Below are 15588 nucleotides of genomic sequence, written 5' to 3'. Positions count from 1 at the left end.
TCATTTAATTTAGACCCAACTTAACTAGACTTAGCGAAATCAGTCGCTAAACCAATAACATTTGAACAATGTTCTGTATTTTGGTAATGTTCTATACAATATTTAATTAAAATGAGAGGTTGATAGGCATGTTTGTGAAGGTTGGTTACATCGGCTCGAAACATTCGGTTAATAAAACGATAGAATTGGCAAAAGGCATTTCAACTATTCAGTTATGTACCTATACGTATGAACTTCCAGCTGATGTCCAGAGATTACACAATAAAGCAGTTAGAGAAACAGATGTTATTTGTTTCTCCGGTATCGTTCCCTATTATTACCGTGACCGGACAATCAAAACGGACAAACCTATTATAATTACCCCTTTTCATGAATATATGGTGACCGCCTCACTATTAACTTGCTTACTACACTATTCTGTACAAGTGAATGAAATTTCTATTGATCTACCAAATAAACAAGTACTAACCAAAATTCAAAACGACATTCAATTTACGATTCAAAATAGCTTTGTTTATGATTATAAATGGATTTATGCTGAAGATACGAATATGGAATTATCAATAGATGAAATTGTTGCTTTTCATGAGGAATTATATTGCAATAAGAAAACTAGGATGGCAATAACAAGTATTCACTATGTATATGATAAACTTATTCAAAAGAACATCCCGGCTATTTATATGGTCGACAATGATAGAAATATGAAACAAGTACTCTTAGATGCGAAAAAAACAGTTAACCATTTGCGACTACGTGATGGACTTCTCTCCGTTATGTATGTTTCGATTAAGGACGGAAAAGTATTGCATGATTCAGCGATACAGTCCGTTACTTCTACCATTAAATCTATGATAAAAATGGTCACGATGGACATAAAAGATAAAGATACACTAGCCTTTTACACGACACGTGGGACAATTGATGAGCGTTTGTTTAGTGTTCAAGATAACAAGTGGATAGAAAATCTTGAAAAACAGCTTAAGCAACCAATTTCTGTCGGTATTGGCTATGGTCGCCATATATTTGAAGCAGAAGAAAACGCTACACTTGCGCTACAGTCTGCAAAAAAATGTAAAACAAGTAATGGCTATATTATTACCGAACAAAAACAAATGATTGGCCCGATCATTGGTGAAACAACCGAAGAGGAGATTAGAACAGCCGATGACTGGATGCTAGAATTGACTGAAAAAACAAAAACACAGATGCTAACGATCATTCGCTTTATTAACTTTATGAGATTAAATGATTATCAACCATTTTCTGTAAAGGAATTAGCTCAGTATGCCAATATAAATATCAGAACAGCGGAACGTTTTGTTAAAAGATTATACGAAGCTAACGTTATCATCTTATATGGTCAGGAACAAATCCATCACGGAAGACCGCGGAATGTATATGCCCTCTCTGAGAAAATAGAAAATAAATTTAGAAATGAACAAGAAGACAAGTAGAAAGAATCATTATAAGTGTATTCAAAAAAGGAGGATAAAAAGGACCAAGTCGGCTAAAAGCGCTGACGTCCTGTCAGCAACGCCGACACTAGCACGTCCTGTGCGTCGGAAGTTCGAGGCGGCGCAGTTTCGAGCAGTGGAATGTATGCACTTAGGTACATGAGTAGCGAAGAAACAAGCCAACGAGCTTCCACAGGATGTGGTGACTTCGACGTTCGACACAGGACGTGTCGGTATTTAGTCGAAGTTCCCCTAATACAGTGTCATTTTTACCGGACTTTTTTGAACATCCTCTATAAAATGAGAATGAATTATGCGTCTATTCTTACTTGACTATTGAAAGCGCTCCCTATAAAATGAAGAAAAATACCCTTTAACGACATGATAACGACATCGATTATTTTAAGGAGAGAGCGAATTGCAAATTACTAAAATTGATATATATCAGCTTGATTTACCACTTGAAGAGCCATTCATTATTTCCTATCATTCCTATTATTCTATGCCAGCAATTATTATCAAAATACACACAAATGAAGGGATTGTAGGTTTCGGTGAAAGTGTACCAGATGAGCATGTCACAGGGGAATCCGTTCATAGTGTATTTGCTGCCTTAAAATACAATTTAATTCCTGCTCTTCTTGGAGAAGACCCACGAAATATTCAAAGCGTTCATGAAATAATGGATCAATCCTTAGTGTTTAACGGAGCGGCTAAAGCGGCGATTGATATTGCTTGTTACGATATTTTAGGAAAATTTAGTAATCTTCCTATTTATTCATTGTTAGGTGGAAGGAAAAGAGAACAACCTTCCATTCCGAAAGTCTTAAGCATTTTAGAACCACATGTACTTGCTAAGCAGGCAAAAGCGGCTGTACAAGAAGGGTATCACGAAATAAAAATGAAATTAGGAAAAAACCCTAAAGAAGATGTAGAGCGGGTAAAAGCAGTAAGAGAAGCAGTCGGAGATCACATGCCAATACGAATAGATGTGAACCAAGGTTGGAAAACGGTTCAAGTAGCTGCGCAAGTAATTGAACAATTAAAGCCATTTCAAGTATCTTGGGTAGAACAACCAATTTCCCAGATGGACGTTTCACTTTTTAAACAATTAAAGGAAGTATCATCTGTCCCTTTAATGGCAGATGAAAGTATGGTTACTCCCCAAAATTTGCGAACTCTAGTCGAAGATCAATCTGTAAGTTACATTAATATTAAATTAATGAAAAGTGGCGGAATCTATCCAGCTTATCAACTCGCTACACAGGCTGAATTATTCGGTATCAACTGTCAAATCGGCTCCATGGTAGAGTCAAGCATTGCATCGGCAGCTGGTTTTCATCTGTCTTTAGCGAAACAAAACATTATCTCAACAGAAATTTCTGGACCAACAAAATTTACAATCGATACTGGGGATTTAACCTATTCATTACCATATGTAAATATAGCGGACAAACCTGGATTAGGGATTACCGTTAATGAGGAAAACATCGACCGACTATCCGTAAAAAAAGAGACCGTTTCCATTTAAAAGGTAACCGCATCTGAAGGAGGTTTGAAGACTCTGGATAAACATGAGTTATATCAATTATGGCATTATTTACATGAACATCCCGAAGTTAGCTGGGAAGAAAAAAATACGACAACATATTTAATGGACTATTTTAAAGAAAGAGGATTTCATCCAAAACCCTTTCAAATAATCCCTGGATTTTGTGTCGAAATCAGCAGCGGCACAGGACCAGTCATTGGCTTACGTGCCGATATGGACGCCCTTTGGCAAGATGTTGACGGAAATATGCAAGCGAACCATTCATGTGGTCATGATGCTCATATGGCTATCGTGACTGGCACCATGATTCAGTTAAAAAAACATGAACATCAATTGAACGGTACCATTAGAGCGATCTTTCAACCCGCTGAAGAATTAGGCAACGGCTCCGTTAAAGTAGTGGAAGAAGGCGTTGTCGACGATTTAGATTACTTATTTGGCGTGCATGTTCGTCCGAAAAATGAAATCGCCTTCCCTACTTGTGCTGCTAGCATTCAACATGGCGCTTGTGTTTTCGTAGAGGGGAAAATAAAAGGAGAAGATCATCACGGAGCCCGTCCGCATGAAGGAGAAAATGCAATTGAAATTGGAAGCGCAATTTTACAGCAAATTCAAAACATTCATACTCCACCTCAGATCCCAGTGTCCGTAACAATGACAAGCTTTCATTCCGGTTCAAAAAATTTAAATATTATTCCTGGTAAAGCGACTTTTGGCCTCGATATTAGAGCACAATCGAATGAAGTGATGACAGAGATAAAAAATAAAATAACGAAAATTATTGAGAATTTAGCAGCATTATACGGGGTTCACATTGAAATTGAATTTCTTGACGATGTACCAGCAGCAGTGATTAATGAGGAGGCGAAACAAGTTCTTTTTAGATCGATCGAACAATCGATCGGAAAAGAGCATGCGAGAAAGGGAATCCTAACATCCGGATCAGACGATTTTCATTTTTATACGTTATTACGTCCACAAATAAAGGCTACAATGCTAGCGTTAGGTGCAGATGTAGAGCCAGGACTACACCATCCAAAAATGACATTTAATAAAAACGCATTAGAACATGGAGTTACTATTTTAACAGAAACATGTTTGAACCTAACCAAAAGATGATTGCAAATTTTTTTAAAAAGCAGATTGGGGAGACAAATGATGAAGAAAGAAATAAATATATGGTGGGCGTTAACACCTATTGTCGTCATGATTGTTGTGATGCTTATTACAATTATACACTTGGAACAGGAACCACATATCCCTTTAATTATTGGGACAAGCATCGCTGCACTTGTAGCATGGAGACACGGCTTTACCTTTAAAGAAATCGAAGAGATGATGTATAAAGGGATCAGGCTGGCATTACCAGCAGTTATTATCATTATGCTCGTCGGACTGACGATTGGCTCTTGGATTGGCGGTGGCGTTATTGCCACAATGATTTTTTACGGCTTAAAAATATTAAGTCCGACTTATTTTTTAGTAACCATCTGTATTATTTGTGCACTTGTTGCTACAGTTACTGGAACATCTTGGGGAACGATGGGAACAATTGGAGTAGCTGGGATGGGAATCGGCCTTAGTATGGGAATCCCGGCCGCTATGATAGCCGGAGCTGTAATTTCCGGAGCTTATTTTGGGGATAAAATGTCACCGTTATCAGATACAACCAACTTAGCTGCTGGACTTACGCATACGGATTTATTTGAACATATTAAAAATATGTTTTACACTACAATTCCCGGCTTGGCAATTGCTCTTATCGTTTATGCCATTTTAGGAAGAAAATTAGGAACTGGTGGAACCAATGCGGCTGATATTGAGCAAATTATTACCGCTTTACAAGAACATTTTGTTATATCCCCTTACCTGTTGCTTGTCCCATTAGTTGTTATCGTGTTAGTTATTTGGAAAGTACCAGCCGTTCCAGCATTAGTTGTTGGAATTTTACTTGGTTTTCTTTCTCAAATTTTTGTCCAAGGTGGATCAGTTTCTTTTGCAGTAGAAGTATTGCATAACGGATATACCATAGACTCTGGAAATGCGATGGTAGATGAGTTGTTGAACCGTGGAGGTCTAGAATCGATGATGTATACGGTTTCGATGACAATTGTCGCAATGACATTCGGTGGTGTGTTAGAGTATTCAGGTATCCTGCAAGCGATTATGAATCGACTGTTACAAGTTGTTAAAACAACTGGCGGATTAATTGCCTCCACAATTGGATCAAGTTTTTTAACGAATGCAACATGTTCAGAACAATATATTTCCATCGTTGTTCCGTCACGCATGTTCGCAAAAGCATACCAACAGAAAGGACTGCATTCTAAAAACTTATCACGAGCCCTTGAAGATGGCGGTACATTAACATCGGTATTTATTCCATGGAACACTTGTGGTGTTTTTATATTGGGAACATTAGGTGTTCACGCATTTGCCTATGCGCCGTATGCAATATTAAATTTCACTGTCCCGATCATTTCATTAATTTTCGCATTCACCGGCTGGACCATTGCTAAATTATCACAAGAAGAAATGAACGCTCTAAAAAATCAAGAAGAAGCAGTCTAATTGGAAATGGAAGTGAATACGATTTATAACGGAATTATAAATGATGGAACAAACTATACAGTAAGAAAATTAGCTTTAAATGACTTGGATAACATCCTTCAACTGCAACGGATTGTAGCTGAAACGTTAACGAACAAAGAAACGTTACAAACGTTATCTGAGCAGGAATATCAATATATTTTAAATGGTAAAGGATTACTCTTAGGAGCATTTATTGAAGAGAAACTCATTGCCTTTAGAGCATTAATGGTTCCACCTATCGATGAAGAACATTTAGGATTAGCAATAGGACTCGAAAAAGAATTGGATAAAATTATCTATCAAGAAATCTCGATGGTGAATCCAAAATACCGTGGAAACCGACTACAACAGCAATTGGGGCAACTGATTATGGAAACATTAAATAAATCGTCAGTTTCATTTAAATATGTTTGTTGCACAGTAGCTCCGTCTAATATTCCAAGCTTAAAGGATAAATTTAACCAAGGGATGACGGTGGGAGCATTAATTGAAATTTACAGTGGGAAATTACGGTACGTGTTTGTGAAGAAAATAACAGATAGCGAAAAACCGCAGTGGAACAAAACAAAAAAAGTCCCTACTGATCAAATCGAAGAACAGCAGAAGCTATTACAAGATGGCTGGCACGGATATAAGCTAGAACAAAATAATAACCAATACTTTGTTTTGTACGGAAAGTTATGAAGCAGGTCAAACCCTCTAAAATAAACAAGGGTGATGGGCTGTATCCCATCGGCCTTGTTTATTGTGGGTCCCCGCACATTTATTAATAAACTTCTCTATTTCTTCTACGTCTGCATTTAAGACATCCACAATGACGATAGCTTTCATCTCTTACATCTCTTTCAGCATCCTGTTTTGGGCATCCGCATATAAACTTGTCATGTTTTCTTCTAACTCGATTACGTTTTCTCGAAGTTGATTCACATCCACAACTCACTTACGTTCCCTCCCCATATATATTATTAACTCAGTCAAATCTCGATATTAATATATGAGGAAAAACACATGCCGAGTAAACAAAATGCCTGATTAAAAAGCCTTTTTTAGGGGGAACTGCCCTATATATAGGATGATGATTTCTTCTAGATCCTCTAGATACTTCAATCCTTCGGTTAAATCCGCTAGTGTTCAATCATTTAAACTCAATATATTATCTTAACTTCAATCGAATTTAAATGTTCATTTACAGCAAAAGTTCCCGGTTTTTTATCATTTAAAGCTTTAAACACGCTTGCTTTTCATCACCTATTCATTGGGCTAATCCCTTCCCACTCCTTGAGGATAGGAAACTTTTTTATTGAAATCCGCTATAGTTTAAAATGACGAATTAAATCATTTCATTCTGTAGCCAAATTAGCTAGTTCATTTGAGCTTTCAGATACTTCTTCCATTGCAGCGCTTGTCTGCTGTGTAGATGTAGATGTTTGCTCCACCCGGCAGCTGATTCCTCTGAAATTGCCGCAATATCTTCTATTGTGCTATTCATTAGTTGGCTATTAGCTACAATACTAGTTAAATTTGAAGATATAGATGGAACGTTAGTGACCATAACTGTAACGGCTTTATTTATTCCATCAAACTTTTTACTCGTTATTTCAATTTCATTTCTCCCTTGTTCAACTTCTTTGTATCCATCTTGCAATGTGTTCGTTACAGAACTTGATTCCGTTTGAATATTCGATGCGATCGTTGTAATATCTGTAACCGAATCTGAAACTTGTTCTGCAAGTTTTCTAACCTCATCAGCAACCACTGCAAAACCTGCTCCATGTTCTTAATTAAAAACGAGTAGAAATTAGCTAAATTTAGTAGCTAGGCGATCATAACGTACATACAAGTTATTAAAACTACATATTGTTTTAGCTTTGCAGACCCTTTCAAACAGTTTGCTTTGTCTTCTAAGTATAATTTCATAGACATAAATAACTAAAAAGATATCAAATGAAATGAAATTTATGAAAGTAAATTAGGATAAATATAATATACCTTTTGTTTCATCAATTACTGAGAAAACTTAATTCATAGTCGTTTTACACCGAGATGTAGCAGTAATGATAATTGTGGCTCGTTTATTGTGGATGTTGAACAAATAGAAAAGCTAATACAAATTAAGTCTTGATCATATAAGATAAAATTTGCTATATTAACCGAAACAAGCTGTATAATCTGACAATAAAGGATGCGGCTTCTTATTTTATTTGCCAAACGCATATTTTTTTAAAAGCCTAGTTCTAAATTCCATGAAATTAATATTTTCCCAAGATATATAAACATATCACTATTAGTTTTAATCAAGAACAAACTCCATATATCCTGGAATTATTAATAGATTGAAAGTATACTATATCAAATACAAACATATTTATATGATTAAGCAGATTTCTATGAGACATGGATTCAATTAAAAAAACTAACTTTAAAGAGGGAGGATTATGTATATGAAGTTACTGGAAAATATAAGTAAATTTGCAGGGAATACGTTTGCAATCTGGGTTATTATTTTTGCAATTATGGCATTTTTTATTCCAAGTGGTTTTACTTGGATTGCCCCCCATATTTCTCTATTACTCGGAATTATTATGTTTGGCATGGGACTAACTTTATCGGTCGATGATTTTAAAGGGATTGTGAAAGCACCAAAAAGTGTTTTTATTGGAGTTCTTGCACAATATACTATTATGCCTTTACTTGCTTTTGCCTTAGCTAATTTATTTCAATTACCCCCAGAAGTAGCAGTAGGTGTAATTTTAGTTGGATGTTGTCCTGGTGGAACAGCTTCGAATGTAATGACATTTTTAGCAAAGGGAAATACGGCTTTATCTGTTACAGTTACCGCTGTTTCAACTATTTTAGCACCTATTATGACTCCTAGCTTAACGTTATTATTTGCAAGTAAATGGTTACCAGTCTCAGCAGGTGATATGTTTCTATCCATTGTCCAAATCGTATTGATTCCAATTGTACTAGGTGTAGTGATTCGATTATTATTCCAAAAACAAGTGGACAAAAGTATGAAAGTATTGCCACTCTTATCTGTAGTAGGGATCGTTCTAGTAGCTTCCGCTGTGGTTGCAGTGAATAAAGAATCGATTGCAACAACAGGATTACTAATCTTTTCAGTCGTTATTTTACATAATGTACTCGGACTTCTACTTGGCTATTTACTAGCAAAAATTTTAAAACTGGATTTTCAAGATCAAAAGGCTATCTCAATTGAAGTAGGAATGCAAAATTCAGGGCTTGGATCCGCCTTAGCACTGGCTCATTTTGCCCCGGTTGCTGCCGTGCCTAGTGCTCTTTTCAGTGTTTGGCACAATATTTCAGGACCACTACTCGCAACTTGGTGGGGAAAAAGAAGTAGTAAAGGACAGTAAGCAGGCAAATTCCCCCACATCAATTACTAGGTGTGGGGTCATATAACTTTAATTAGTTTTTTTATAGTGAAGTAGTAAAGTTGGTGAACGTAGCAGGAGCTTATCTGCTCCTGCACACTTTTATATCTCATTCTAATCCTATTGTACAACTACCAAGTTCTTGCTGGCTCCATCTTAGTGATAGATGATCCCTATTGTTAAGCGGACCAACACCAGATGGGGTGCCAGTAAAAATAATGTCTCCTTTTCCCAACCCTAAATTATCTCCTATAAAACGTAGTAAACTTTCCATATCAAACATCATTTGTGTAATATTACCTTCTTGAACTATTTCATCATTTATTCTCAATGAAAAATTTTGTTTTTTACATTCATCCAGTCCCGGAAAGTCGATAAACTCACTAATAATCGCTGAATTTCGGAATCCTTTTGACAAAAGCCACGGATACCCTTGCTCCTTTAACTCTTGCTGAACATCTCTGAGCGTTAAATCCAAGCCAATCGCCATTTCATCAATAAGTTGATCCACTGCTTTTTCCGGTGCATAGTCATCGCTCATTTTAACAACTAACTCCACTTCATAGTGCACTTCTCCTTTGTTATTTGGTAACTCAATTAAAGCGCCATCAGCTTTTACTAATGAATGAGTTGTTTTACTGAAAATTACTGGTTTATCCGGTATTTTATTTTGTAATTCCTTCACATGTTCTACATAATTTCTACCCACACAGTAAATGTTTCTAATCGTATTCATGCATTCTCCTCCTCCAATAATCCTTACTTATATACTATTTAATAGCAGAAATTGACATAATTACGGTTTATCAGACTCTTAACATAGATTTTCTTTTATAGACGTACCGTTAAAAACGATGTGTTCATACAGAACTAACTTTCATTAACTTTAGTTTAATACACTGACAGCTAACAGTAAACACCATTTGGGGTTTACTTGCTCTATGCTATTAGATTATAGATCGAAAATCGTTTCTCCGATTAAAAAACCCCTTTTCCAATGAACAAATTAAAAGAGAACTTTTTTTAAAGTTGTTTTGTTTCTTTATTATTTATTAAATGATGGTGGTTCTAACAATGCTCTCCTATTAGATTTTTCAAGAATTTAATTGCTGCACTCTAGGCGTCCCCCAAAAACCCTCAAATTTTTCCAGTAAATACGGATCAACAATTTGATATACTCCTTGACCGACTCGTTTTTCAATAGATTTGAGTCTACCAAAATCAGATAGCTCTTCTAAAAATAAACAAACGTCTGGAAATATTCGTTACAGCGTGATCTCTACTTTTGGAGCTTCATCACTCGGTGCATAATCTGTATTAATTTTCTGTGTAGCACCTATTCGATTCGTCGTTTTATACTCTTCGATCGTTAAATCTCGAATCGCTTCGATAAATACATAATTAAATGAATTATTTCAAAATTTAAAGCACCTGTTGTCTTTTGGGCAATCAAGATTTTCAAGATAGTTTGACAAAATAGAAAAAATATCTATCGCTACTATATAATAATTTGTTTTCCTGTTCTTTCTTATCTAGATAACATGTTATCCAATCATAAATATCTTATAAAAAAACAAAAACACTTGTTACCTAATAGGCAATCAAGTGCTTTATGGTTAGCTATATTAAGTAATCCGTTACAAATCCATCTTTAAAAGAAGGAGTTGTAATTATTAGACTAATACCCTGCAAATTTTTTTATTCTACTTTATCCATCTTCTGTTTTAAATAATCAGCAATTTCTATATGACCTCTTTCAAGAGCAAATTCATAGGCATCCATATCTTTCATTGTATTCCCTGTATACTTAACGGTAATATCAATACCATTTTGAACAAGATACTTTACAATATCAAGATGCCCTCCGTAAATCGCTGAAAATAGAGGATTTCTATTTGGATCACTAACATCTAATATTGCACCATTATCAAATAAATACTCTACAATACTAAGTTCACCTTCACTAGCTGCATGTGCAATAGGCGCTGACTTTGGTACACCCTCATTGATGTTGATATCTATACCAGATTCAACTAGAAATTTTATCATATCCAACTTACCAGCTCTAGCCGCTACATGTAGCCACGTGCCAAATGGTGTTACAAAATTAAGCAAACCCTTGTAATTCATAATTATCTCTTTCGCTTGTTCTATATCACCATTCTTAATTAAATCATATATTTTTATTGCCTTTTCCTTATTATCCATAAAAACCTCCTGGTTTTTTTATTTCATCGATGGTGCTTCTTCACCTAATAACTTGAGCATATCAATCATTTTCTCGCGAGTTCCACCAAAACTATCTACTTCTTTTAACTTATCTACAATATGTTGAAGACGTTCTATACCGTGCTGGCCTGCAACTCTATTTGGTGCCCAAGCTAAATTTTCTTTACCAATTATCGGTTCTATCCCATACTTTCTTAATATTTCTTGACCTTCTCGAATAAGTTCTTGTTGCTTCTGACCAAGACCCCTTTTAAATAAAATATGATGTGCATGTGGATCTATCATAGCAGTAGGTGGATCACCTATTAGTCCTTTAAGACACTTACCAAAATCCATTTTAATTAATACTTCATCATATTCTTTGGTTATGCCTAAATCAGACATCTTTTTTCTAATCACAGACAGCTCATCTACACTAAAAGTATTATTCTGTATAGCATTTTTAAGCTTATTCATCTTATCGGCATTTACTTTACCGTTCACAATTATATCATCAAAATAATCACTTACAGTATTACCCGTCCCCTTATTACCCTTCCCAATCCCTTTCACATCTTCAATCTTTGCTCTGAAGAAATTCTCTACAGCATGAGTGTTTTCTACTTTGCTTCCAGAAACTATTGCTCCGTCAGGGGTTGCAAGCTGATGTTTAGGAAATGCGGATTCTCTGAATCGATTAAAGGCGGTAACTCCTTTATCAATTCCTTTAGCGGTATCTATGATATCTTTTTCTATTTTCTTCCCAACTGTGATTGCTCGGCCTTTGGCGAAGTCTTTTAACTGATTCATTCGGTTTAGGTCTTCTAGGCGCGCGGTATAAATCGACCCTTTCACTATCTCTTTCAACCTGACTGCCGGGGATGGTTTCAAACTTTTCGTGGCAGCTTGCTTCAATTTTCCAGCTCCGCCTATAAAGGAAAATTTCTTAACAGATCCTACAGCTGGGATAAGATCAAGTGGTGCCGGCAAACCTCTGGACCATCGTTCTCCTGCGCCAACTTCCCAATCAGAAACTCAGTTTTTTCCCGTTACGACCGTTGATAATTCAAATGTACCATAAACAGCTCCGAGTGCAATACTTGCAGAAGGAAAAATTAGCGCGGCTCCTACAATCACCTCTTTACGTTACCCATTGTTTATCGCCACGAGCTTTGTCAATCTTGTTAGTTTGTAAGCCGTTCCATGTCATAACTATCACTGCCATGTAAAATGTAGTCTCACCTATTTATCTTATTATTTTCACAAACACAGTACTAAAACAGAATACCTTGAAGGTACGCTCATACAATCTATTTTAGTTGTTCAATAGATAAATCTCTCACAAAAAAACAAAAAGCCCTTGTTGCCTATAGTAGACAATCAAGTGCTTTAAATTCTATTGAACTCCTTTTAAAAAATTCATAATATCATCTTTTTTAGCGAAGTTTTACTATCCTTTAAATAATTTATGAACTCCTTAACCAATACCTTATTTATCTGTTTTGTCCCATAAAAGCCATCTAGAAACTGCTGTAATATACTTTCGTCTACATTTTCTATTGGTGCAGGTAAATATTCCTCCTTTTCAAACTGATAAGCTCTCCAAGTAGTAAAAGATATTGCATCTACAATGCAACCCCAAACTAATTCTTTAAATGGTTCTTTCTCATCTTGCATTTGCATAAATAGCCCCGTAAATTCTGTGCCATCATCTAATAGGTAATAGATTTCATCTCCAGAATACCGCTTATTTTCTAGCCATTCCCAGCAAGCTTTCATAGCGCTATTTATATCTTTATACGCTGGAGAAGAAATCAACAAATCAACAACTGTTTCACTTAATCCTAATAAAAATGCAACTTGTCTATCTGATTCTAATTTCTCAATTGTATCTAACATAATATCCCTCATTTACTCAACTAATTTTCCATTTCTTAAAATAAAACTTTCCTTTCCAGAAACCTTTATACCTTCTTTGACTTCAGTTGTAACTATAATTGTTAAATTAAGATACTTTTTAGTTAATTGCATAAATATCCCAGATTCTTTATTCGAATTTGTCATACCTTGCATGCATATTGAGCATACACCTCTTGGGTTTGACTGATGTATTACAAGAGTTCCTTCCAGCTCATTTTGATTAACCCCTAATTTTTTGATTGTCATATCAAATTCATTAATAACTCCTTCTTCAGCGTGCTTTATAAATTGTATATGTCGTGGATTAGTTCCATCATATGGAGCTCTTATTTCTCTATTAGGCATTATATCATCTAAATCAGGCAATCCAGCTTCTTTACGAACTTTTATTGAACTCCCTTCAAAAATTTTTCCTTCTAGTCCTGGTATGTCCGTTTTTCCCACAGCTATAGTATGAGTCCCAGGTACATTTAGTTTTTTGACGTAAAACATCTAATTCTGCGTTTCCAAGTTCTATTTTACTTAAATCTTTACCCGGACCCTTACTACCCTTCACATCTTCAATCTTTGCTCTGAATAAATTCTCGGCAGCATGAGTGTTTTCTCTTTGCTTCCCGAAACTATTGCTCGGTCAGGGGTTGCAAGCTGATGTTTGGGAAATGCGGATTCCTTTAATTGTTTAGCGGCGATAACTCCTTTATCGATTCCTTTTGCCGCATCAATTATATCTCTTTCTATTTTCTTCCCAACTGCGATTGCACGGCCTTTGGCAAAGTCTTTTAACTGATTCATTCGGTTTAGGCCTTCCAAACGTGCAGTATGAATCGATCCTTACACCGTCTCCTTAAGCCTTATTATGGCAGCTTGCTTCAATTTCCCGGCTCTGCACAAAACGGCAAACTTCTTTACGGAGTCCACGGTTAGGAAGGGATCAACAATGTAAATAAGCCCCTCCACCCAGGTTCTTAAACATTATATCATCCCAGCTAATTTACAATTTTTTTATTTGTAGGATATAAAAAACTCCATGATCGTATCGCGCTCATGGAGTATCTTCTCTATCTTTTTAGTGATGTCTAGCCTTTGTCATTATAAGCGGAATTTTAATCATGCAATTTATTTAAGAATTCAGTAAATGATCCTGCAACGTAAAATACATTTTCTCTTGCACGTTCCTCAGCCTGTTCTTCTGTTAATCCTTCTTCTCTTATCAGCATTTCCTTTTCTGCAGCATTTTCATGTTCCCAAAAAACTACAATTGGATCTTCTTCATGATCTTTGTAATCAAAACATATTAAATTACCTGCAGGATCAAAAGCAAAAGGAATTATCTTTGTTGGAAGTGTATCCTTAATCATTCATCACTTCTAGAATATGCTCATCATCTTCATTGTTATATGTTAATAATGTTCCAAACACCTTTGCTTTACCTTCAACATAAAATAACGCTGGGCTAACATGTGCACCATTAGTATTCATAGCAACTTCTATATAGTCTAAGGGGAATTTCACTCCTAATATTTCTCCAACTTTCCTTCTTTTTTTTAGTAACTGGTTATTAACAATTTTTAAATAACTTTAAAACACTTCCAAATCAATATTCTTTCCAAACTTTCATTACTTGTTTTGGAAGTGTTTTTACGTATTTATTGTATACTTTTCCAGACAATTAAAGCCTTTAAAATAGTGATGACTGCCAGTCCTTCTTTATAGGTAACCAATAGAGAATGACTATTAAAATCTAAAAATCTTACTTTGATAACTTAAGCCATTTGTGGTTTTAACAACTCTTATTCTTTATATATACCATTTTTAAAAATATCATAGCCTTTCTCAAAGAAAATACCAGCAGTATCTCCAATAATTATTATTAAAGCTACCAAAAAACTAAGTTCAGTTAATAAGGGAGTTCCATAAAAGTTTTTAAAGTGTTTTAAGACAAGCAGAAATAGAGACTAAAGTTTGTCTATTCGTTTATTTATTTTCTTCTTCAAATTTCTTCATTCTTTCCATTAGCTCTAAATCTAACTGATCTTGGTTCATATTTAGGTATTTATATTGAAAGTATTTAATTCTATCTGTTGGTCCAAATTCGCTTTGATGCCAGTTAGTATACTCATAATGCACATTCAATTTACCAGTATTGGTAACTAATAATATCACTGAGAACCATGGTTCTTGGTGATTTTCCAAAAATACTTCTTGTAGGTGAACAGTTAAATTAAACAATTCATGCAACTCCCGATTATAGGTTCTCTTATTTATATTATATAATTTCGGAATGTAATGGGAATAAATGTATTCTTCCTTATCTATTGATTTAAAAAAGAAGAAGACTCCACCTTCTTTATCCTTAACTTCTCCCTTAAAAGCAAAATGCTCCCAATCAGTTGGTATCATATCATTAATTTTCTGAGCGATTTGATTATATAGTTCATTTAATTTTCTCTCAAAACTCATAAAT

Annotated in this window: 14 protein-coding genes and 1 pseudogene; 6 read left to right on the top strand and 9 right to left on the bottom strand. The window is 35.2% G+C overall.

What is annotated here, in order from left to right; all coding sequences use genetic code 11:
• The first annotated feature begins 128 nt into the window (after positions 1-128).
• From SPD89_RS17965 to SPD89_RS17945, 5 genes are all read left to right on the top strand, one after another.
• Positions 129-1457, top strand: a complete 1329-nt coding sequence (locus tag SPD89_RS17965) for a hypothetical protein (protein WP_336263326.1) — start codon at positions 129-131, stop codon at positions 1455-1457.
• A gap of 418 nt (positions 1458-1875) precedes the next feature.
• Positions 1876-2988 (top strand): mandelate racemase/muconate lactonizing enzyme family protein, encoded by a 1113-nt coding sequence (locus SPD89_RS17960; protein ID WP_336263325.1) that lies wholly within the window; start codon positions 1876-1878, stop codon positions 2986-2988.
• 24 nt (positions 2989-3012) lie between these two features.
• Positions 3013-4128: an amidohydrolase gene (locus SPD89_RS17955; protein WP_336263324.1), complete on the top strand. Its 1116-nt coding sequence runs from the start codon at positions 3013-3015 to the stop codon at positions 4126-4128.
• A 39-nt stretch (positions 4129-4167) separates the two neighbouring features.
• A complete protein-coding gene (nhaC, locus tag SPD89_RS17950; RefSeq protein WP_336263323.1) occupies positions 4168-5580 on the top strand; it encodes a Na+/H+ antiporter NhaC in 1413 nt (470 codons plus the stop codon).
• Between the two features lie 12 nt (positions 5581-5592).
• The gene (locus tag SPD89_RS17945) at positions 5593-6285 is read left to right on the top strand and encodes a GNAT family N-acetyltransferase (protein ID WP_442961198.1); all 693 of its coding nucleotides are present in this window, start codon (positions 5593-5595) and stop codon (positions 6283-6285) included.
• 676 nt (positions 6286-6961) lie between these two features.
• Here SPD89_RS17945 and SPD89_RS17940 read toward each other — a convergent pair.
• Positions 6962-7357: a methyl-accepting chemotaxis protein gene (locus tag SPD89_RS17940; RefSeq protein ID WP_336263322.1), complete on the bottom strand. Its 396-nt coding sequence runs from the start codon at positions 7355-7357 to the stop codon at positions 6962-6964.
• Between the two features lie 685 nt (positions 7358-8042).
• On the opposite strand from SPD89_RS17940, the gene SPD89_RS17935 reads away from it, so the two are divergent.
• Positions 8043-8978: a bile acid:sodium symporter family protein gene (locus tag SPD89_RS17935; RefSeq protein WP_336263321.1), complete on the top strand. Its 936-nt coding sequence runs from the start codon at positions 8043-8045 to the stop codon at positions 8976-8978.
• 127 nt (positions 8979-9105) lie between these two features.
• Here SPD89_RS17935 and SPD89_RS17930 read toward each other — a convergent pair whose 3' ends face one another.
• The 8 genes and pseudogenes from SPD89_RS17930 to SPD89_RS17895 form a co-directional block, all read right to left on the bottom strand.
• A complete protein-coding gene (locus tag SPD89_RS17930) occupies positions 9106-9732 on the bottom strand; it encodes a fumarylacetoacetate hydrolase family protein (protein ID WP_336263320.1) in 627 nt (208 codons plus the stop codon).
• Between the two features lie 962 nt (positions 9733-10694).
• Positions 10695-11204, bottom strand: a complete 510-nt coding sequence (locus SPD89_RS17925) for an ankyrin repeat domain-containing protein (protein ID WP_336263319.1) — start codon at positions 11202-11204, stop codon at positions 10695-10697.
• Positions 11205-11222: 18 nt separating this feature from the next.
• Entirely contained in the window at positions 11223-12119 is an 897-nt protein-coding gene (locus SPD89_RS17920; protein WP_336263318.1) for a hypothetical protein, read from the bottom strand.
• 504 nt (positions 12120-12623) lie between these two features.
• Positions 12624-13103, bottom strand: coding sequence for an Imm6 family immunity protein (locus SPD89_RS17915; protein WP_336263317.1), 480 nt, complete (start codon positions 13101-13103; stop codon positions 12624-12626).
• A 12-nt stretch (positions 13104-13115) separates the two neighbouring features.
• Entirely contained in the window at positions 13116-13616 is a 501-nt protein-coding gene (locus SPD89_RS17910; RefSeq protein WP_336263316.1) for a hypothetical protein, read from the bottom strand.
• 60 nt (positions 13617-13676) lie between these two features.
• On the bottom strand, positions 13677-13916 hold the full coding sequence (locus SPD89_RS17905) for a hypothetical protein (RefSeq protein ID WP_336263315.1): 240 nt from the start codon (positions 13914-13916) through the stop codon (positions 13677-13679).
• 311 nt (positions 13917-14227) lie between these two features.
• Positions 14228-14603: pseudogene (locus SPD89_RS17900) on the bottom strand (SMI1/KNR4 family protein).
• A gap of 495 nt (positions 14604-15098) precedes the next feature.
• Entirely contained in the window at positions 15099-15584 is a 486-nt protein-coding gene (locus SPD89_RS17895) for an immunity protein YezG family protein (protein WP_336263314.1), read from the bottom strand.
• Positions 15585-15588 lie beyond the last annotated feature (4 nt).

The sequence above is a fragment of the Pseudogracilibacillus sp. SO30301A genome (genome assembly GCF_037072025.1).
Taxonomy (GTDB): Bacteria; Bacillota; Bacilli; order Bacillales; family Amphibacillaceae; genus Pseudogracilibacillus.
Note: the sequence above shows the minus strand (reverse complement) of the source record. Positions and strands in the feature narration are given on the sequence as shown.